Annotated in this window: 19 protein-coding genes; 5 read left to right on the forward strand and 14 right to left on the reverse strand. The window is 60.7% G+C overall.

Features of this window, described 5'->3' with window-relative positions; all coding sequences use genetic code 11:
* Positions 1–85: 85 nt before the first annotated feature.
* Both bamE and yiaY read right to left on the reverse strand, forming a co-directional pair.
* Positions 86–424 carry an outer membrane protein assembly factor BamE gene (gene bamE, locus G5533_RS06450; protein WP_005344334.1) on the reverse strand — a complete coding sequence of 113 codons (339 nt, stop codon included), beginning with the start codon at positions 422–424 and terminating at the stop codon, positions 86–88.
* 137 nt (positions 425–561) lie between these two features.
* Positions 562–1,713: an L-threonine dehydrogenase gene (gene yiaY, locus G5533_RS06455; RefSeq protein WP_005359322.1), complete on the reverse strand. Its 1,152-nt coding sequence runs from the start codon at positions 1,711–1,713 to the stop codon at positions 562–564.
* A gap of 382 nt (positions 1,714–2,095) precedes the next feature.
* On the opposite strand from yiaY, the gene udp reads away from it, so the two are divergent.
* Complete coding sequence (gene udp / locus G5533_RS06460) at positions 2,096–2,851, forward strand: uridine phosphorylase (protein ID WP_005337975.1); 756 nt, start codon at positions 2,096–2,098, stop codon at positions 2,849–2,851.
* Between the two features lie 168 nt (positions 2,852–3,019).
* Here the strand turns inward: udp and G5533_RS06465 are convergent, their stop codons facing one another.
* Positions 3,020–3,748 (reverse strand): RluA family pseudouridine synthase, encoded by a 729-nt coding sequence (locus G5533_RS06465; RefSeq protein WP_441254619.1) that lies wholly within the window; start codon positions 3,746–3,748, stop codon positions 3,020–3,022.
* A 222-nt stretch (positions 3,749–3,970) separates the two neighbouring features.
* Here G5533_RS06465 and rihA point away from each other — a divergent pair, with 222 nt between their 5' ends.
* Entirely contained in the window at positions 3,971–4,906 is a 936-nt protein-coding gene (gene rihA / locus G5533_RS06470; protein WP_421255298.1) for a pyrimidine-specific ribonucleoside hydrolase RihA, read from the forward strand.
* A gap of 33 nt (positions 4,907–4,939) precedes the next feature.
* Positions 4,940–5,407, forward strand: a complete 468-nt coding sequence (locus tag G5533_RS06475; RefSeq protein WP_005350434.1) for a hypothetical protein — start codon at positions 4,940–4,942, stop codon at positions 5,405–5,407.
* Positions 5,408–5,592: 185 nt separating this feature from the next.
* Here G5533_RS06475 and G5533_RS06480 read toward each other — a convergent pair whose 3' ends face one another.
* From G5533_RS06480 to G5533_RS06490, 3 genes are all read right to left on the reverse strand, one after another.
* Complete coding sequence (locus G5533_RS06480; RefSeq protein WP_005344341.1) at positions 5,593–5,889, reverse strand: winged helix-turn-helix domain-containing protein; 297 nt, start codon at positions 5,887–5,889, stop codon at positions 5,593–5,595.
* On the reverse strand, positions 5,886–6,416 hold the full coding sequence (locus G5533_RS06485; RefSeq protein ID WP_005350438.1) for a DUF1523 family protein: 531 nt from the start codon (positions 6,414–6,416) through the stop codon (positions 5,886–5,888). The genes G5533_RS06480 and G5533_RS06485 overlap by 4 nt, the downstream gene beginning before the upstream one ends.
* A 176-nt stretch (positions 6,417–6,592) precedes the next feature.
* Complete coding sequence (locus G5533_RS06490; RefSeq protein ID WP_421255299.1) at positions 6,593–8,215, reverse strand: methyl-accepting chemotaxis protein; 1,623 nt, start codon at positions 8,213–8,215, stop codon at positions 6,593–6,595.
* 232 nt (positions 8,216–8,447) lie between these two features.
* Between G5533_RS06490 and G5533_RS06495 the strand changes: the two genes are divergently transcribed.
* The gene (locus G5533_RS06495) at positions 8,448–9,080 is read left to right on the forward strand and encodes a LysE family translocator (protein ID WP_040066050.1); all 633 of its coding nucleotides are present in this window, start codon (positions 8,448–8,450) and stop codon (positions 9,078–9,080) included.
* Positions 9,081–9,153: 73 nt separating this feature from the next.
* Here G5533_RS06495 and G5533_RS06500 read toward each other — a convergent pair whose 3' ends face one another.
* From G5533_RS06500 to G5533_RS06535, 8 genes are all read right to left on the reverse strand, one after another.
* Complete coding sequence (locus G5533_RS06500; RefSeq protein WP_441254620.1) at positions 9,154–10,362, reverse strand: cation:proton antiporter; 1,209 nt, start codon at positions 10,360–10,362, stop codon at positions 9,154–9,156.
* A gap of 30 nt (positions 10,363–10,392) precedes the next feature.
* On the reverse strand, positions 10,393–11,496 hold the full coding sequence (locus G5533_RS06505) for a beta-N-acetylglucosaminidase domain-containing protein (protein WP_042053967.1): 1,104 nt from the start codon (positions 11,494–11,496) through the stop codon (positions 10,393–10,395).
* Positions 11,497–11,539: 43 nt separating this feature from the next.
* Positions 11,540–13,267, reverse strand: coding sequence for a potassium/proton antiporter (locus G5533_RS06510; RefSeq protein ID WP_416014498.1), 1,728 nt, complete (start codon positions 13,265–13,267; stop codon positions 11,540–11,542).
* 279 nt (positions 13,268–13,546) lie between these two features.
* Complete coding sequence (locus tag G5533_RS06515; RefSeq protein WP_005337933.1) at positions 13,547–13,693, reverse strand: hypothetical protein; 147 nt, start codon at positions 13,691–13,693, stop codon at positions 13,547–13,549.
* The gene (locus tag G5533_RS06520) at positions 13,690–14,379 is read right to left on the reverse strand and encodes a M15 family metallopeptidase (RefSeq protein ID WP_058058024.1); all 690 of its coding nucleotides are present in this window, start codon (positions 14,377–14,379) and stop codon (positions 13,690–13,692) included. The genes G5533_RS06515 and G5533_RS06520 overlap by 4 nt, the downstream gene beginning before the upstream one ends.
* Positions 14,376–15,503 (reverse strand): succinyl-diaminopimelate desuccinylase, encoded by a 1,128-nt coding sequence (gene dapE / locus G5533_RS06525; RefSeq protein WP_441254621.1) that lies wholly within the window; start codon positions 15,501–15,503, stop codon positions 14,376–14,378. Before dapE ends, G5533_RS06520 begins: the two co-directional genes overlap by 4 nt.
* Positions 15,504–15,522: 19 nt before the next feature.
* Entirely contained in the window at positions 15,523–15,873 is a 351-nt protein-coding gene (locus G5533_RS06530) for an ArsC family reductase (RefSeq protein WP_005337930.1), read from the reverse strand.
* Positions 15,874–16,190: 317 nt separating this feature from the next.
* Positions 16,191–16,505, reverse strand: coding sequence for a hypothetical protein (locus tag G5533_RS06535; protein WP_005337929.1), 315 nt, complete (start codon positions 16,503–16,505; stop codon positions 16,191–16,193).
* A gap of 285 nt (positions 16,506–16,790) precedes the next feature.
* Here G5533_RS06535 and dcuC point away from each other — a divergent pair, with 285 nt between their 5' ends.
* Positions 16,791–18,167, forward strand: coding sequence for a C4-dicarboxylate transporter DcuC (dcuC, locus tag G5533_RS06540; protein ID WP_216954209.1), 1,377 nt, complete (start codon positions 16,791–16,793; stop codon positions 18,165–18,167).
* Positions 18,168–18,239 lie beyond the last annotated feature (72 nt).

Below are 18,239 nucleotides of genomic sequence, written 5' to 3' on the forward strand. Positions count from 1 at the left end.
ACATTCCCTGACAGGATAACGGGCAGGATACATAGTGCGGAGGCTGGATAAAACAAAACCGGCACGAGGCCGGTTTTGCGGTATATCAGAGCGGGGTATTGAAAGCTGCTGGCAGCGGGAAGTCACCCGTCACTGTGGTCAGCCTGTCATTGGCGAAGGTGACGGTGAGCTCCTTGCGCTCTTTCTCACCGCGCCCCGGCTGGAACTCATAGAGGTAGTACCAGGTGTTGGGATCAAAGCCGTCACGCAGCATGGGGGTTCCCAGTACATAGCTGACCTGCTCGCGGGTCATCCCCTGGCGCAGTTTGTCGACCTGTTTTTGTTCCACATAGTTGCCCTGGGGAATATCGATACGATAGACCAGGCTGCAACCGGAGAGGGTGAGGGCGGTCAAGGCCGCGGCAATCAGGTGTTTCATCCGCATATCGAGTTCAGATCATCCATACAGTCTTTTTTGGCTCGGCAAATCATACCGACTCCCTCCACGGAAGTAAAAAGCCATTGATCCATCAGCCAATAAAAAGGGTCGCACTGCGACCCTTTCTGGCAATCAGGCAACAATCACATTGCAGCGCGGAAGATGGCGACGATCTCTTCGTGGCTCGCCTGTTTCGGGTTGGTGAAGCCACAGGCATCTTTCAGGGCGTTGCTGGCCAGGGTATCGAAGTCATCGGCCTTGACGCCGAGCTGCTCCAGCCCGGCCGGGATCTTCACATCCAGCGCCAGCTGCTTGATGGCGGCAATGGCGGCGGCGGCGCCCTGTTCGTCGCTCATGGCACTCACGTCCACCCCCATGTAGCGGGCCACATCCTTCAGACGAGCCGCGCTCACCTGGGCGTTGAACGCCTGAACGTGGGGCAGCAGCACGGCGTTGCAGACGCCATGGGGCAGGTCGTAGAAACCGCCCAGCTGGTGGGCCATGGCGTGCACATAGCCGAGGCTTGCGTTGTTGAAGGCCATGCCGGCCAGGAACTGGGCGTAGGCCATCTGCTCGCGGGCATGCAGGTCATCGCCATGGTGAACGGCGGTGCGCAGGTGCTTGGCAATCAGCTCGATGGCCATCACGGCGCTGGCATCGGTCACCGGGGTGGCGATGGTGGAGACATAGGCTTCGATGGCGTGGGTCAGGGCATCCATACCGGTGGCGGCGGTGAGACCAGCCGGCTTGGCCAGCATCAGTTCGGGATCGTTGACCGACATCAGCGGGGTAACGTGCTTGTCGATGATGGCCATTTTCACGTGGCGCGCTTCGTCGGTGATGATGCAGAAGCGGGTCATCTCGGAGGCGGTACCGGCGGTGGTGTTGATGGCGATAAGCGGCAGTTGCGGTTTGGCGGAGCGATCCACCCCTTCGTAATCCTTGATGCTGCCACCGTTGGCGGCGACCAGCGCGATGCCCTTGGCGCAGTCGTGGGGCGAGCCGCCACCCAGCGAGATGACGCAATCGCAGCCGTTGGCCTTGATCATGGCCAGACCCGCTTCGACGTTGCTGGTAGTGGGGTTGGGTTTGGTCTCATCGAAAACAGCGCTTTCAATGCCATGTTCAGCCAACAGGGTGGTGAGCTTGGCGACCACGCCGATCTGGTTGAGAATTTTGTCGGTGACGATCAACGCCTTGCGATAGCCGTAACCCTTGATATCGGCGGCGGCCTCTTGCAGACAGCCGGCACCCATCAGGTTGATAGCGGGAATATAGAACTTGAATGTAGCCATGATGGACTTCCTATAGTTAGCCATTAAGTGGTAGTTGAGAGCTAGGCTACCATCTAGAAAGGGATACAAAAGCATCTTGTTTACAACTTTACGGGGTCGATCACGAGTCGTTAATTAAGCGCTGAACCAGGCTTGACTTTCCCGCATCTGAGTCGATTTGCAGAAAAACGTTTGTCAATTATTTCATTGAGTTAGCAAACGTTTTGCGCAATGTTTGTCACTGTCAATGCGTGGAAGTGTGAGGCGCTTCAAGGAATTGGAAAGCGCTTTCGACCATAGTTGGCGCCTCCCCGAAGAGGGGGGTAAAGGCTTGAAAGTATCATAAAGAATCATCTTAACTTGTGCCCTGACCATGCTGGCAGGGGGCAACCAGGAGTCCAATATGTCTGATGTATTTCACTTGGGTTTGAAGAAAGCGGATCTGCAAGGCGCCACCCTGGCGATCGTCCCCGGTGACCCCGAGCGCGTGAAGCGTATCGCAGAGCTGTTGGATAACCCGGTGCACCTGGCCAGCCATCGTGAATTCACTACCTGGCGCGGCGAGATGGACGGCAAGGCCGTGATCATCTGCTCTACCGGTATCGGTGGCCCATCCACCTCCATCGCGGTAGAAGAGCTGGCCCAGCTGGGCATCCGCACCTTCCTGCGTATCGGCACCACTGGCGCCATCCAGCCGCACTTGAACGTGGGTGACGTGATCGTGACCACCGGTTCCGTGCGCCTCGACGGTGCCAGCCTGCACTTCGCACCGATGGAGTTCCCGGCTGTTGCCGACTTCGACTGCACCACCGCACTGGTGAATACCGCCAAAGAGATGGGCTCCAAGCTGCACATCGGTGTGACTGCCTCCTCTGACACCTTCTACCCGGGTCAGGAGCGTTACGATACCGTATCCGGCCGCGTAGTGAGCCGTTTCCAAGGTTCCATGAAAGAGTGGCAAGCCATGGGTGTGCTGAACTATGAGATGGAATCTGCAACCCTGCTGACCATGTGCTCCAGCCAGGGCCTGCGTGCTGGTATGGTGGCTGGCGTTATCGTCAACCGTACCCAGCAAGAGATCCCGAACGCCGAGACCATGGCGAAGACCGAATCTGATGCCATCAAGATCGTACTGGGCGCTGCCCGCAAGCTGATCTGATAGCCCTCTTTGTAACAAAGAGTACCGAGTGGGGGGTGGGGGCCGTTGCGAAAGCGCGGCCCCTATCTTTATCCACCGTTTACCGCTTTTCCTCTCCCGTCACGCCTTTCACTGATCCCGCCAAACTCGCGTTTATTGCCATCTACTGACGGCCTCTACCCATTGCCTCTAAAAAGGGGCGGCACAGCGGATCTGCATCGGCTCACCGCTCACCGGATGTACAAAATCCAGCTCGCTGGCATGGAGCATCAGCCGCGGTGCTTGCTCGCAGCCAGGTGGCAGCAGGCCACCATAGAGATCGCAGCCGAGGATGGGGTGGCCCAGCAGCTCGCTGTGGATCCGCAGCTGATGGGTTCGGCCGGTCTCCGGCAGCAGTCGTACCCGGGTCAAAGGCACGGTCTGCCCCTGCATCTGCAACTCCAGCAGCTCAATCACCTGATAGCGGGAGCGGGCGGGTTTGCCACTGGCGGCGCAAATCTTCATCAGCGGAAAGAGGGCCGGATCCTTGGCGATGGGGGCGTCGATAACTCCTTCGTCGTCAATCAGATGACCGCAGAGCAGGGCGCTGTAGGCTTTGCTCACCGCCCGCTGGCTGAACTGCTGGCAGAGCAGGGCATTGATGGCCTTTTTTCTGGCGACCACCATGATGCCTGAGGTGCCAAAATCTAGGCGATGCACCAGGGTGCAGCCGGGGAAATCCTGCACCAGTCGATAATGAACCGAGTCGAGATTCTGCGGATTTTTGCCCGACAGACTCAGCAGGCCGCTTGGCTTGTTGATGAGCAGCAGGTGTTCATCCTCGAACAGGATCTCGATGGCGGCCTTGCAGGGCGGGGCGATAAAGGTGTCGACGATAACGGACATAGGTGGCACAGGCTGGAAACGGGGTGCGATCATACCCGAACCGGCTCGGCCGGGCGAATGGGTGGTGCGCAGCCTCGGAAAATGAACGGAATGACGTCATGCAACCTATTGATAATGAGCCGTGTTGAGCGAGGCGGTGTACAGTGCAAACCGCCCAGGTCAGCAACAAGGCCCCGTTTTGTGACCCCTTCCCGAGTTCATCCGAGGCTTGCTTGTTAAGGTATGGCTCCCTGTTATGTTGTAAGGACTCATCCCATGGCACTGCCCGTTATTCTCGATTGTGATCCCGGCCACGACGACGCCATCGCCCTGATTCTGGCGCTGGCCAGCCCTGAACTGAAGGTGTTGGCGGTTACCACCAGCGCGGGCAACCAGACGCCGGACAAGACCCTCAACAATGCCCTGCGCATTCTCACCCTGCTGGGACGGGACGATATTCCGGTGGCGGCCGGGGCGCCGAAACCACTGGCCCGCGAGCTGATCATTGCCGACAACGTCCATGGCGAATCTGGGCTCGATGGCCCCAAACTGCCTGATCCTGCCTTTGCGCCGCAGGCCATGACTGGGCTTGAATTGATGGCTAAGTGCCTGCGCGAGAGCCCGGAGCCCGTGACTCTGGTGCCGACTGGGCCGATGACCAATATCGCCCTGCTGCTGGCGGCTCATCCCGAGCTCAAACCCAAGATTGCCCGCATCGTATTGATGGGGGGCGCCGCAGGGGCTGGCAACTGGACGCCTGCGGCGGAATTCAATATTTATGTGGACCCGGAAGCGGCCGATATGGTCTTTAAGTCGGGCATCCCAATTACCATGTGTGGCCTCGATGTGACTCATGAGGCGCAGGTGATGGACGAGGATATCGAGCGGGTGCGCGCCATCACCAATCCGGTGGCCCAGTGCGTGGCCAGGCTGCTCGACTTTTTCATGATTTACCACCGGGATCCCAAGTGGGGATTTGCTGGTGCACCGCTCCACGACCCCTGTACCATTGCCTGGTTGCTGGCTCCCGAGCTGTTCCATGGGGTCGAGTGCCGGGTCGATATCGAGACCAGCGGGGAGCATACCGTGGGGATGACGGTGGTGGATCGTTATGGTCTGACCGGCAAGCCAGCCAATACGCTGGTATTGTTGGGGCTGGATCGTCCGGGCTTTATCGATCTGCTGGTGACGCGGCTGCGGGCGTTTGACTGAGCGCCGGTTCATTTTTGCAAGAAGGGGCGGGGAATGTGGAAGAGAGGCTTGGTGCTGCTGGCCGGGTTGCAACTGACAGGGTGTGCAACGCCATTCGAGCGGATGTGGCAGGGGCTGGCGACCTGTGAATTTACCGATCTCTATGTGGATGAGACGGGCAGGCCCGCCAATCTACAACTGGCCAACTACACCCCCTACAAGGTGAGCGACGGCTTTGCCTGGTACAAGGTGCACGAGGAGCTGCACGGCCTGCCGGTGGTCGGCTTTATCGTGCCCGCTTCCAGCTTCGAAGTGCACGCCCTGTTTGTCGATACCCCCATCGCCAATGCCCGCCGCTTGACCCACAACGCCTACGGCAGCGAGTTTGGCGACGAGCAGAAGCATGACGAGGGCTCAGCCCCTCTGCTTTTGCGCGATCCCAACAACCCCAAGCGCTCCATCATCGATTGCACCCGCGGCGAGTCTGATGGGGAACTTGAGGATTCGGCCATGCCTGAGTAGGACTACCTGTCATGCTATCGGCCTGAAATAGAGGGGCCAGCCTTGCCGGCTGGCCCCTCTTTTTTATTGTTGCTTAGCGCCCTGATCAGGGATAGCTCAGCGTCTCCTTGATAAGAGGCAGCTGGGCCTTGATCCATGCCGGATTGCAATAGGTTCCCCAGTCGCAGGCCTGACTCGACATCATTTCAGGGATAGCTCAAAGTCTCTTTGATAAGCGGCAGTTGAGCCTTGATCCACGCTGGGTTGATGGGGCCCCAGTCGCTGATGCGGTAGTGTCCCTGCAGGTGGCGAGCCCCCTCGGTCTGCTCGAAGGCGCAGCTGATGTCGAGCTCGGCCAGCGCGCTCAGGGTATCCTGCGCTGTGCGGCGCGGCATGCCGGTCGCCTCCATAATGGCAGGCACCGTATCTGTGCCCTGGCTGATCAGCCAGGCCACGTAGAGCCGCCGGTAGAAGCTGGTGCGGGTCTTGCTCGGCTCACTCATAGCTCGTCCTCGAGGCGATCGAAGTAGCGCCAGGTCGCGATGGCGGCTTTGCCCATCACCAGCGCCCAGAGGCCGAACCAGAACCAGCGGAAGAAGCTCCAGGTGGAGGCGTCAGGCTCGGTACTCTCAATCTTGGTGACGTTGGGGAACATGGAGAACATGTTCACGCGCCATCCGTAGGAGGTAATGATGGCCAGGCGTTTCTCGAACTCCATGGACTTGGCCTTGGCCTGGACGTCGGCGGCGTTGAACTTGAAGTAGAAGGGCCAGCCCCACTCGGTATCTTCATTGCGAAACACCCGGATCTTCTCGCCGGGGCGCTCGGTGTAGATGTAATAGACGTCGGTGGTGGGGCCGTCAGCCGGGTTCTTCTGGCTGATGGGGCCATCCTTGTCGGTGCGCTTCACCTCCACCCCGGTGATGGTGGCGATGGTGTGCTCCGGCAGGTAGTAGTCGAGCCAGGCGGCGGAAATGAGGGCGATGAGCCCCAGGGCGATAAAAGCGGGTTTCTTGAATCTCAGGCTCATGGTGTGCTCACGTGAGGGGGGAGTAACGTGCCTCTACCATACCGATATTTGACAGGGCAGCCCAGCCCCTTATGGCACCAACGGCCAAAAAATGGCGTTTAAAACAGAGACAAAGCCATTGCTCCATCAACAAGAAAGGCCCTTGCGGGCCTTTTTGTCTGGTTCACGTCGTGCGCTTACAGCTGGAATTGGGCCAGCTGTTTGCGTTGCTGCTCGGCGAGCTGGGAGAGTTCGTTGCTGGCACTGGCGCTCTGGCTGATGCCGGCGGAACTCTGGCTCACGATCTCGTGAATATTGGTGATGTTGCGATTGATGTCGGCAGTGACGCAGGACTGCTCCTCGGCTGCGGTGGCGACCTGGGCGTTGGCGTCGTTGATCTGGCGTACGGCACCGGTAATGCCACTCAGCAGATCCTGCACCTGAGCTGACAGGCGTTGGTTATGACCGAGGATCTCCAGGGTCTCCTGCACGCCGTTGTTGGCGGATTGGGACTGGCTCTGCAGCCGCTCGATGATGGCCTGGATCTCCTTGGTGGAGTCCTGGGTACGGGCTGCCAGCATTCTCACCTCGTCGGCCACCACCGCAAAACCACGACCCGTTTCGCCGGCACGGGCCGCTTCGATGGCGGCATTGAGCGCCAGCAGGTTGGTCTGCTCGGAGATCCCCTGGATCACTTCAATTACCTTGCCGATCTGCTCGGACTGGGATTTGAGCTGAGCCACGATGGCGGCAGCATCTTCCAGACTGCCTGCCATCCGGCTATTGGCGGCGATGCTTTCGGTAAAGAGGGCGAGCCCCTGTTCGACCCGGCCATTGGCATCCCGCGCCAGCTCGTCGGCGATGGCGGCGTTGTGGTTGACGTTGTCTGCTGTGCTGGAGAGTTCGGTCACGGCGGAGGCGACCTGTTCGATCTCGCTGTGCTGCTGCTGGGCGTTGGCTTCAGCCTGGGTCATCACGGCGGCCAGCTCGGTGGCGGCGGAGGCGACGCTGTTGCTGATCCCGGTCAGGTTCTCGATGGTGCTACCAAGTTGCCCCAGAGTGAGGTTGATATCTTTGGCCAGACGGGTCAGCTCGTTGTTGCCCTCCGCTTTGGCGCGCACGTTGAAGCGCCCTTGCGCCACGGCGTGCATCACCTCTTGCAGCTGACCGATGGGGCTGACGATGCGACCGGAGAGGACCCAGCCGCAGATCAGCGCCGCCAGCAGGGTACCAGCGGTGAGCAGCAGGGTACGTAGCAGGGTGGCGTCATAGTGAGCCTGCTCTTCGGCCAGCTCTTGCTGGATCAATTGGTTGATGTGGGCGGACATACTGTCGATCTGTTTGATCAGCTGCTCACCCAGTTCGCGGAAATGGAGGCGGGCCGCCTCGTAGGCGACCGGATCGCCACCTCCCTGATGCTTTTCTGCCAGTAACGGCAGCATATTATTTCGGGTGTGGCTGAGGTAGGCCTGCAGGGCGGCAGCAACCTGACGGTTATCCTGCTCGGCACCGGGGACAACCAAGCGACCGAGAATGGCATTGATCTCCTGCTCGGCGCTGTTGAGGTTCGCGGGCAGTGCGGCAAACAGCTTGGCATCGTAGAGGCCATAGATGGCGCTGGTGCGCAGCCGGTAGGTGGTGTGGATCAATGTGGCAATATCGTCCTTGTGCCGGACTACGCTCTGGGTCGTCTCATCTATGTCACGGATGGCATCGTCCAGCCCCTGTTTACTGATGGCGATCATTACCATCATCAGCAGGCTGGCCAGCAGCAGCGGTATCAGGACCTGGACACGTATTGATAGATTATTCAATGACATAAATGGCTCTAATCCGAAATGGGAGGAGCTGACATATTACACATCTACGTCAGGAGCTGTCACAGTCTTTTATTGCTGAAATTTGCTGAAGAAAAGGTTTTTCCTTGTGCGAAAGGCGCCATATAGGCATGATTGAGCGCTTAATCCCCTGAATATGTGGTACAACTGGCCGGGTTGCGTCAACCCTGTCCCGTTTTCGTGATTTCTCGCTCTCGTCATATGGAGGTGTGCTGTGTCCAGCTGGATCGATCCGGCCATTCTGGCTCTGTTTATTCCGACCTTTTTCTTTGTCTCGGTGACCCCCGGCATGTGCATGACCCTGTCGATGACGCTGGGGATGAGCCTGGGTGTGCGTCGCACCCTGCACATGATGTGGGGGGAGCTGATCGGCGTCGGCCTGGTCTCGGTGCTGTCGGTGATCGGGGTCGCTGCCATCATGCTCAACTATCCGGGGATCTTCGCCGCCTTCAAATATGTGGGGGGCGCCTATCTGGTGTGGCTCGGCATCCAGATGTGGCAGGCCAAGGGGAAGATGGCCATTCCGGCGGATCTCTCGGCCGGTCAACAGACCAGCGCCATGGGGCTGGCGGTGCAGGGCTTTGTCACCGCCATCGCCAATCCCAAGGGGTGGGCTTTCATGATCTCCTTGCTGCCCCCCTTTATCTCTGCCGACAAGCCGATGGCGCCGCAGATCGGCGCGCTGGTGGCGCTGATCCTGGTCATCGAATTCTCCTGCCTGCTGCTCTACGCAAGCGGTGGCCGCACTCTGCGCCACTTCCTCGCCAAGAGCGGCAACGTCACCTTGATGAACCGCATCGCTGGTACTCTGATGCTGGGGGTGGGAGTCTGGCTGGCGCTCGGGTAAGAGCTGTCAGTGACTCTCGCCACAAAAGAAAAATGCCACCGATCGGTGGCATTTTTTATGGGCGCCGGGTGGCTCAGCGAGGCTTGAAACGCTCGACCCAGGGGTTGGCGGTGAGGCCGTGCAGGATGACGCTCAATATGATGGTGCAGAGCACGGTGGCGATGATGGGGCGCTGGCCAATCAGGGAGGGCTCGTTTTGCAGCACCATCACCGCAAAGACGATGCTGGCAAGGCCCCGCGGCCCGAACCAGCCGATAAAGAGCTTGAGCTCGGGCTTGAGGCCGGTGCCGATGAGGCTCAGCCAGACCGGCACCATCCGCAGCAGGGTGAGGCTGGCAATGGCATAGAGCCAGTATTGCCAGTGCAGCAGCTCGGGCAGAATGGGCATCAGGGTCGCGCCAAACACCATCCAGATCACCACGGAGAGCAGGTCGCCATACCCTTCGCAGCTGTCCATATAGGCGTGCTTGTGCTCGCCGAGGCGGTGGCCGATAAAGAGACCGCCGACAAAGGCGGCGATAAAGCCGCTGCCACCGAGAGTCTGGGCCAGTGCAAAGCAGAGCAGGGCCAGCCCCGGCATGGTGAGCTGGCGCCAGAGCGGCAGTTGCCAGCCGTTGAGATAGGTGATTTTCAGTAGCCGGATGGTGAGGCTGGTCAGCACAAAGGCGACCAGCAGGCCAATGCCGATCTCCTCCAGCATCAGGGTGATAGCCAGAGTGGCGGTGCCTGCGTGCTGCTCGGTGGGGGCGATAAGGGCCAGCAGCAGAAGCAGCACCGGTACGCAGATGCCGTCGTTGAGGCCGCTCTCCTGATTGAGCCCTTCACGCACAGGTGCAGGCACCGCGGGGTTGCTTACCACCGCCTTGCCGAGCGCCGCATCGGTGGGCGCAAGAATGGTGGAGAGGATCGCCATCTCCAGCAGTGGTAGGTCGGGGAAAATCCAGTGGCCAAACAGGGCGCCACAAAGCAGGGTGAGGGGCAGGCCAATCAGCAGCAGGCGGATGGGCAGCTGGCGGTTGGCCAGCAGCACCTGCCAGTTGGTGTTGGCGGCATCGTTGAACAGCACGATAACCAGCGTCAGCTCGGCCAGCAGCTTGATGCCGGCGCTGTCGATAGAGAGGGAGAGCAGCTCAAGCCCTCCCGGCCCCAGCAACCAGCCGGTCAGCAGAAAGAGCAGGGGGCCGTTGACCAGTTTTGACTCGAAGCGCCCCGCGATCAGGCTGTAGATCAGCAAGAAGGCGGCGATCACCGCCAGATTCTGGTAAAGCAGGTGTGCATCCATACAACCTCCTTTCTGCCCCGCAGGGGCGGTTTAATCGGTCAGGCAGTCGGGATCGAACACATACTCCCCGTCCAGCCAGCGCACGATTTCGTCGACGCAGGATTGGTCGCGAAACGGCAGATAGCGCGCCTTGAGAGCGGCAATCTGCTCGGAGGTGAGCTGTGCCAGCCCCAGATCCTGAAACAGCGGCAGGTCGGCCTCGATCATCGCCGAGATCTGCGGGCCGCAGGTGGCGTTGAGGGCGGCATGCAGCGCCTTGTCGGGGTCGTACTGCTTGCCGAGTCGGTAGCTCATCGGCAGGGTAGCGAGGGGCAGGGCCGACAGCGCCGCCTGTTTCATCGGGTTGACCGCGTGGCCAGAGACCAGCTCCGCCAGCTCGGCGGGGCGGTTCTCGAAGGCGCGCAGGTGCAGGTAGCTGCTCGCCTTGCTGCCATCGTTAACCGGGTAGTTGTCCCACAGGAAGGGCTTGCGGCCGAGCAGTTCGTTCACCTGCTTGAGGTGACTGGCCGGATATTCGCTGGAGCAGACCTTGGGGCCGGTCCAGAAGATCTCGAAACGGCGATCGAGCTGCTCGCCAAGCTCCTCCAGATAGCGGGGAGGCATGGCGCCAAACACCTTCTCCAGCACCGGGTCGGTCGAGTAGTAGCTGGGGCAGAAGATGAGGCGGCTTGCCTTGCTGTGGGCCGCGATATCGTGGGCGATGGTGAGCTGGTGACGGGCCAGGTCCGGGGTATCCCCCTTCATATCGTCAAACAGCACCGCCAGAATATCGGGCTGGAGCATCTCGTCGATGAGGCGCACTTTCTCAAGCAGCGCCGAGCGTTTGCGATCGTAGTCGTGATGAGCCCCCATGGGGCTCAAGCCCACCCCGAAGGCGAGCCCGTTGGCGCGGCACTGGCGCGCCAGCTCGGCGAGATCGGCCAGTTGCTGCTCGGGCCAGGGGAGGGCCCAATGCTTGCGCAGATAGCCATCCTCTTTTGGTGCATAGATATAGAAACCGTAACCGTGGCGTGGCAGCCACTGGGCGTAGCGGGCGCGGGCCTGCCAGCTCCATCCCTTGCCAAAAAAGCCTTCAATGACCCCCAGATTGGCAGCGGGGGGCAGGGGGCCGGACAGCAAACTTTGATATGGCATAACTCTCTCCCTTCTTGCTGGGGACTTGATACGGGACGGTCGGTCAGACCGGGTCCTCTTCCTGAAAGCGCACCCCGATCTTGCTTGGTACGCTCTCGTCCATTTCGGCCACGGTCCAGATCAGGCCCTGCCATTCGATGTGGTCACCGACCACCAGATTATCGCCCAACTGGTTGGCAATAAAATCGCCCAGTGTCTGATCCGCCACCTCGCTCACATCCAGCCCATAGAGAGGGGCGAGATCCACCAGTCGTGCCGCCGCTTCCAGCAGGAAGTCACCGAAGAAGCGGGGGCCGAGATCTTGCTCCGGCGCCTGGCTAAAGAGCTGGCCGAGTGCAGGGAGGTCACGTTCGTGACCGATGACGCAAAGGATGTCATCGGCCTGCAGACAGGTACTACCCGAGGGGTGAAGCAGCTCGCGGCCTCGAAACAGGGCGCAGATCCGGGTGCCGGTGGGCATCTGCAGGTCCCGCAGCGGCGAGCCGATGCACCACTTCTCCTCCCCCAGCTGGTAGACGAAGGTCTCCCACTGGCTGTCGAGATCGATTTCGAGCCCGGAGCGGTTGATGGGCGATGGCGGTGCCGGCACCTCCACTCGCGCCAGTTTTGAGGCCAGCGGTAGCGAGCTGCCCTGCAAAATCAGCGAGACCAGCACCACAAAGAAGGCGACGTTGAAGTAGAGCTGGGCGTTGGGCAGCCCCGCCATCATGGGGAACACCGCCAGAATGATGGGCACGGCGCCGCGCAGGCCAACCCAGGAGATAAACCAGCGCTCGCGGGGGGCGAAGTTCTTGAACGGCAGCAGCCCGATCCAGACCGACACCGGGCGGGCAAACAGGATCATCCACATCGCCAGCGCCAGCGCGGGCAGGGCGATGGGCAGCAGCTTGTGGGGGGAGGCGAGCAGCCCCAGCACCAGAAACATGCCGATTTGGCTGAGCCAGGTCAGACCGTCCAGCACCGACAATGTGGTGCTGCGGCTGCGCAGGGCGAGGTTACCGAGCAACAGACCGGTGAGGTAGATGGCGAGAATGCCGCTGCCACCAACCGCCGTGGTGAGGGCGAAGATCAGCAGACCGCCGCTGACGGTGAGCAGCGGATAGAGCCCCGGCGCCAGACGGGCTGTGTTGATGAGACGCCACAGCAGCCAGCCGCCGCCAAGGCCAATCCCGGCGCCAAGACCAAACTGCTTGACCAGTTGCAGCAGCAGGAAGCCCCCATCCAGCCCTTGCTGGGCGGTGGCGAGCACCTCGATCAGGGTGACGGTGAGAAAGACCGCCATGGGGTCGTTGCTGCCTGACTCTATCTCCAGCGTCGCGCTCACCCGCTCGTTGAGACTGCGCCCGCCAAGCAGGGAGAAGACCGCCGCCGCATCGGTGGAGCCGACAATAGCGCCGATCAGCATCCCCTGCATCAGGTTGAGGTCAAACAGCCAGGCGGCGGCAAGCCCCGTCAGGCCAGTGGTGATGGCCACCCCGACCGTCGCCAGCGACAGGGCAGGCCAGAGTGCCACCCGGAACGAGGAGACCCGGGTGCGCATGCCGCCGTCGAGCAGGATGATGGCAAGCGCCAGGTTGCCTACCAGATAGGCGATGGAGTAGTCAGCGAAGTGGATGCCACCTGGGCCATCCTCACCGGCCAGCATGCCGACGGCGAGGAAGATAACCAGAATGGGAATACCGAGGCGGGAAGAGAGGGCGCTCAACAGTACGCTGGCTCCCACCAACAGGGCAGCGACAAAAAAGAAACTGTTGATGGTAGCGGCATCCAAGGGCGAACTCCTTCCTGGTAATGTGCAAAGTAGGCACATTATATGCAGTTAGGCCCCCCTTGTGTGGCTTATTTGTGCATCAATTTGCACTTTCTTACATTTTTCATCCCTTTTTTCAGCATGGCCGCGCCATATTCTGACAGTGACGGGGTTATCGAAAGCGGAGTCAAAGGAGCGTCGATTTCAGGATGCGCAGGGAGGAAAGGGCGGGGAAAAGCGAAACGGCACAGCAGAGGGAGAGGGGAGCACAAGGGCGCTCCCCACGGGATGGGGCGGGATTCAGTCGTCCTCGTCATCCTTCACTTCGCGGATCTTGTCCTTGTAGTTGGGTAACTGTTTTTCCAGCCGTTTCATGTCTTTGATGGCATTGAGAAACAGCCCGAGCAGGAACAGCAGCGGCAACCCTATCCACAGCCAGAGATTCATGGGATTTTCCTTTCGTCAGGACAGGTGGTGACATAACGGGCCAAAATTTCATCAAGGTTGGCCAATATGGTCGACTTGCCTTCAATATCCGCCTGTTGCAGACAAAGCGCCAGTGCCGCGGGATCGAGCCGCTGCTCATCGGACTCCAGCGAGAAGCTGATATGCCAGGGCTCGTAGGCTACCCCGCTCTCTGCCCCGACCGGTTTGGCATAAGGGAGGAAGAAGCCGAAGTCGCTCATATGGTCGCTGAGCCACTCGCTGAGATCCGCAAACCAGCCCCCGGCTTCATACTCCCAAGGCTCCAGTGCCAGTTTGGTATCGGCGGGCAGGCAGTCCGGGTCGTAGATATCGAGATCGGTCCCCCAGTGGTGGCGGCTGGTGCCGGGCAGGGCACTCCAGCGCAGGATGGCGTGCAGCCGCTCCACCTCGCTTAGTTGCAGGGCATCGATGGGCTGGCTGTTGGCATCGAGCAGTGGCCGTTCGCCGCGCCACTTGCCATTCCAGATGGCGAGCTGGCGCTCGAAGCTGCGCCAGCTGGAGGCCGCCTGGAGGTTGAACCCCTCATAGGCGGCTGCCACCTGCATGTCGTTGAAGGCCGCCGCGGTGGCGGCGGTCAGACGATGAGGGCCGCGCCCCACCAGAATAAGGTGGCTCTCGTCGAGCCCCAGCAGTTGTTCCTGCGTCATGCCAGCAATCTCTCGAGCACCCCTTGGTACATGTTGGCCAGCAGATCCAGATCGTCCGCCTTCACGCACTCGTTCACCTTGTGAATGGTGGCATTGACGGGGCCAAGCTCAATCACCTCGGCGCCGGTGGGGGCGATAAAGCGCCCGTCGGAGGTGCCGCCGGTGGTGAGCAGGGCCGGTCGCTGACCGTTCACCGCCTCGATGGCCGCCACGGCGGCATCGAGCAGCGCGCCGGTGTCGGTGAGGAACGGCTGGCCGGAGAGGGTCCAGCTCAGCTGATAATCGAGGCCATGTTTATCCAGCAGCGCTTCGACCCGCTCACGGATATCCATGTCGGTCAGTTCGGTACTGAAGCGGAAGTTGAACTGGACCAGCAGCTCGCCCGGAATGACGTTGGAGGCGCCGGTGCCGGCCGAGATGTTGGCGATCTGGAAGCTGGTGGGGGGGAAGTAGGCGTTGCCCTCATCCCACACGGTGGCAGCGAGTTCCGCCAGCGCTGGCGCGGCTTTGTGAATGGGGTTGTCCGCCAGATGGGGATAGGCCACATGGCCCTGCACCCCGCGCACCAGCAGATCACCGGTGATGGAGCCGCGGCGGCCATTTTTCACCACATCGCCGACCACGGCGGTAGAGGAGGGCTCGCCGACGATGCACCAGCGGATCTTCTCGTTGCGGGCCTCCAGGGTGTCGATCACCCGGGTGGTGCCATTGATAAAGGGCCCCTCTTCATCGGAGGTGATGAGAAAGGCGATGGACCCGGTGTGATCCGGATGCTGGGCGACGAAGCGCTCGACCGCCACCACCATGGAAGCCAGCGAGCCCTTCATGTCGGCGGCGCCGCGCCCATAGAGCACGCCATCCTTGATGGTCGGCTCGAACGGCGGGGTGTGCCATTTGTCCAGCGGCCCGGCGGGCACCACGTCGGTGTGACCGGCGAAGCAGAACAGCGGCCCCTCGCTGCCGCGGCGTGCCCAGAGGTTGGTGGTGTCCTCAAACACCATGGGCTCGATGACAAACCCGAGCTTGGCTAGGCGCTCCGCCATCAGGGTCTGGCACCCTTCATCGAGGGGGGTAACGGAGGGGCGGCGGATCAGATCCTTGGCCAGTGCGATGACATCCGACATCAGTTGTCCTTAGTTGTCCTTAACGGGAGAAGAGGGATTGGTAGTGATCAGCCTTGAAACCCAGGGTCAGTTCGCCGTCACGGTCGAGCAGCGGGCGCTTGATCATGGCCGGATGTTCCAGCAGCAGGGCGCGCGCCTTGGCGGTGTCGAGCCCCTGTTTGGCCTCATCCGGCAGGGCGCGGAAGGTGGTGCCGCGGCTGTTGAGCAGGGCTTCCCAGCCGAGTTTTGCCAGCCAGCTGTCCAGATCGTCCGGGTTCAGGCCGTCGGCGCGGTGGTCGTGAAAGCGGTAGTCGATACCGGCCTCATCCAGCCACTTGCGGGCTTTCTTGATGGTGTCGCAGTTCTTGATGCCATAGAGGGTGATGGCCATGGGGAGTCCTTCTCTTGTGGGCGCTGGCCGTGGCCGTGCCCGAAAATCCGAATCAACAGAGTGCAAGGGCCCGATTCTGGCATTGTGGCAATCCCATGGCAACGCCGATGGTCAGGCTCGCGGGTTTTACCGGAACTGGTCACACCTGAACGGCGATTTTGAACACAAGGTCAGAAGCAGTGGGGCTGGCGTGCCCGATGGGGTTGGGTATTGCGGGAGAAGATCGACTATTGCAGGAGAAAAAGAGAAAGGGCAAACGCCAGATAGCCAAAACGCGCCAGCGGGCGCGTTTTGGTCGGCATTATCAAGCATGTCAATCAGTGCAGGGTGGTCCACTCATGGTCAAAGACCCGGGCCCGTTCCCAAGGTGCATCAGGCAGGCTGGAAGAGAGGCCAGTGTATTTGCCCACGTCGTCCACCACGATGGCGGAGAGGATCGGCAGGTTGTTTTCGGTGCAGTACATGCGGATGCGTTGCAGCAGGGTGCGCAGTTCATCCTGGCACTGCTCCAGCCCGGCCTGCTTGGCCAGTTTGGAGTAACGAATGGTAGTGCGTTCCTTTGCAGACTCGACGAGGATGTCCCACAGCTTGTAGTCGCAGGTCGAAGCACCTGCGGTGGCTTGGCTTGTCATAACTCTCTCCGGCGCGAAATGGTCGCTATATGTCGAAGCGCATCTTCGCCAGTTCGGCGCCGTCATATGTTGATCCAACGCAAAAAAGAGGGGAGTCGCGTCACACAATTCTCTTTCCGAGAATGGTAAAGGTTTTTCTGTGGGTGAAAAAACGAAAATTTGGCACTTGGCTAACATATTGTGCTGTCAAAGCCCAATGTCGTCACCTTTATTGATGGGGATCAAAGGCAAACAGTAGTCAGATCACTAGATTTCGCTCCTCGATAAATTTATCAGGAGTGAATATTGGAACTTTTATTCGTCTTGCTCGTTCTGGTCGCCGTGGTCTACGGCATCATCAAGGATTACAACCCGCAGGCGGTGCTGGCGCTGGCGGGCATGGCCATTTTTGCAGTGGCCTACTGGTTGGGGCTGCACCCCATTCTCCCCGCTGACAAGAGCACCGGCTTCGCCCTGTTCGACCTGTTCGAAGTGTTCAAGGGGATCTTCTCCTACCGCGCGGCGGGCCTCGGCCTCACCATCATGGCGGTGGCGGGTTTTGCCACTTACATGTCCCATATCGGGGCCTCTCAGGCGCTGGTGCGGGTGGCGGTCAAGCCGGTGGCGGGCATCCAGTCCAGCTACCTGATGCTCGCCATCTGTTATCTGGTGGCGGTCTTTGTCTCCCTGTTCGTCACCTCCGCCACCGGCCTTGGCCTGTTGTTGATGGTCACCATGTATCCGGTGATGCGCAACCTCGGCATCAGCCCGGCCTCCGCCTGTGGTGTCATCGCCACCTCCCAGGCGTTTGAAATTGGCCCGACCCAGACCAACGCCATCTTCTCCGCCGGTCAATCCGGCATGGATCCGACCAGCTATTTCGTCGACTACCAGATCTGGCTGGTGGCCCCCATGCTGCTGGTGACCATGGTGCTGCACTTCTTCTGGCAGCGTCACTGCGATCGCAAGGATGGCTGGGATCCTGCGCTCCATCGCGGCGATCACGCCGAGCTGGACGAGCAGGGCACCGAGAGCGTGCAGGCGCCCACCTGGTATGCCCTGCTGCCGATAATCCCCTTCGTGCTGATGATGACCTTCTCCAAGCTGCTGGTGAGCGACATCAAGATGAGCGTGGAGGTGGCCATGCTGCTGTCGGTCTTTATCGGCATGCTGTGCGAGCTGCTGCGTAGCCGCTCGGTGCGAACCGCATTCGCGGGGCTGTCGAGCTTCCTCGATGGCATGGGCAAGGTGTTTGGCCCTGTGGTGGCGCTCATCGTCTGTGCCGAGCTGTTTGCCGAATCTCTCAAGGCCATCGGCGCCATCGATACCCTGCTGCACTCTGCCAGCAATGCCGGTATCGGCAGCGGCCTGATGACCCTGGTGATGGTGGGCCTCATCATGGTGGCGGCGGTCATCATGGGCTCCGGCAACGCGGCGTTCCTGAGCTTCTCGACCCTGGCACCGGCGGTGGCGGCCAAGTTTGGCGTGCCTGCGGTGACCATGTTGCTGCCGATGCAGCTCGCTTCCAGTATCGGCCGCACCATCTCTCCCATCGCGGCGGTGCTGATCGCTTGTGCGGGGATTGCCAAGGTGTCGCCCTTTACCGTGGTCAAACGCACCAGCGTGCCGATGGCGGGGGCGCTGGTGACGGCGCTGACCCTCAACTATCTGCTGTTTATGTAAGCGGGTGGCGGACGGCACGAGCTGTCCGCCCCTTTCACTCGGCTGTCGGACGGGAGGCCTGCCCTCCCGTCC

Source organism: Aeromonas sp. A600620, from assembly GCF_029479985.1.
GTDB lineage: Bacteria > Pseudomonadota > Gammaproteobacteria > Enterobacterales > Aeromonadaceae > Aeromonas > Aeromonas veronii_A.

Coding starts and splice junctions, on each gene's coding strand:
- G5533_RS06475 (WP_005350434.1), top strand. CDS start 4,940: ATGTGGAAGAGAGGCTTGGTGCTGCTGGCCGGGTTGCAACTGACAGGG.
- rihA (WP_421255298.1), top strand. CDS start 3,971: ATGGCACTGCCCGTTATTCTCGATTGTGATCCCGGCCACGACGACGCC.
- G5533_RS06480 (WP_005344341.1), bottom strand. CDS start 5,889: ATGAGTGAGCCGAGCAAGACCCGCACCAGCTTCTACCGGCGGCTCTAC.
- G5533_RS06465 (WP_441254619.1), bottom strand. CDS start 3,748: ATGATCGCACCCCGTTTCCAGCCTGTGCCACCTATGTCCGTTATCGTC.
- bamE (WP_005344334.1), bottom strand. CDS start 424: ATGCGGATGAAACACCTGATTGCCGCGGCCTTGACCGCCCTCACCCTC.
- G5533_RS06485 (WP_005350438.1), bottom strand. CDS start 6,416: ATGAGCCTGAGATTCAAGAAACCCGCTTTTATCGCCCTGGGGCTCATC.
- G5533_RS06535 (WP_005337929.1), bottom strand. CDS start 16,505: ATGACAAGCCAAGCCACCGCAGGTGCTTCGACCTGCGACTACAAGCTG.
- udp (WP_005337975.1), top strand. CDS start 2,096: ATGTCTGATGTATTTCACTTGGGTTTGAAGAAAGCGGATCTGCAAGGC.
- G5533_RS06500 (WP_441254620.1), bottom strand. CDS start 10,362: ATGGATGCACACCTGCTTTACCAGAATCTGGCGGTGATCGCCGCCTTC.
- G5533_RS06530 (WP_005337930.1), bottom strand. CDS start 15,873: ATGGCCATCACCCTCTATGGCATCAAGAACTGCGACACCATCAAGAAA.
- G5533_RS06505 (WP_042053967.1), bottom strand. CDS start 11,496: ATGCCATATCAAAGTTTGCTGTCCGGCCCCCTGCCCCCCGCTGCCAAT.
- G5533_RS06515 (WP_005337933.1), bottom strand. CDS start 13,693: ATGAATCTCTGGCTGTGGATAGGGTTGCCGCTGCTGTTCCTGCTCGGG.
- G5533_RS06490 (WP_421255299.1), bottom strand. CDS start 8,215: ATGTCATTGAATAATCTATCAATACGTGTCCAGGTCCTGATACCGCTG.
- yiaY (WP_005359322.1), bottom strand. CDS start 1,713: ATGGCTACATTCAAGTTCTATATTCCCGCTATCAACCTGATGGGTGCC.
- dapE (WP_441254621.1), bottom strand. CDS start 15,503: ATGTCGGATGTCATCGCACTGGCCAAGGATCTGATCCGCCGCCCCTCC.
- G5533_RS06520 (WP_058058024.1), bottom strand. CDS start 14,379: ATGACGCAGGAACAACTGCTGGGGCTCGACGAGAGCCACCTTATTCTG.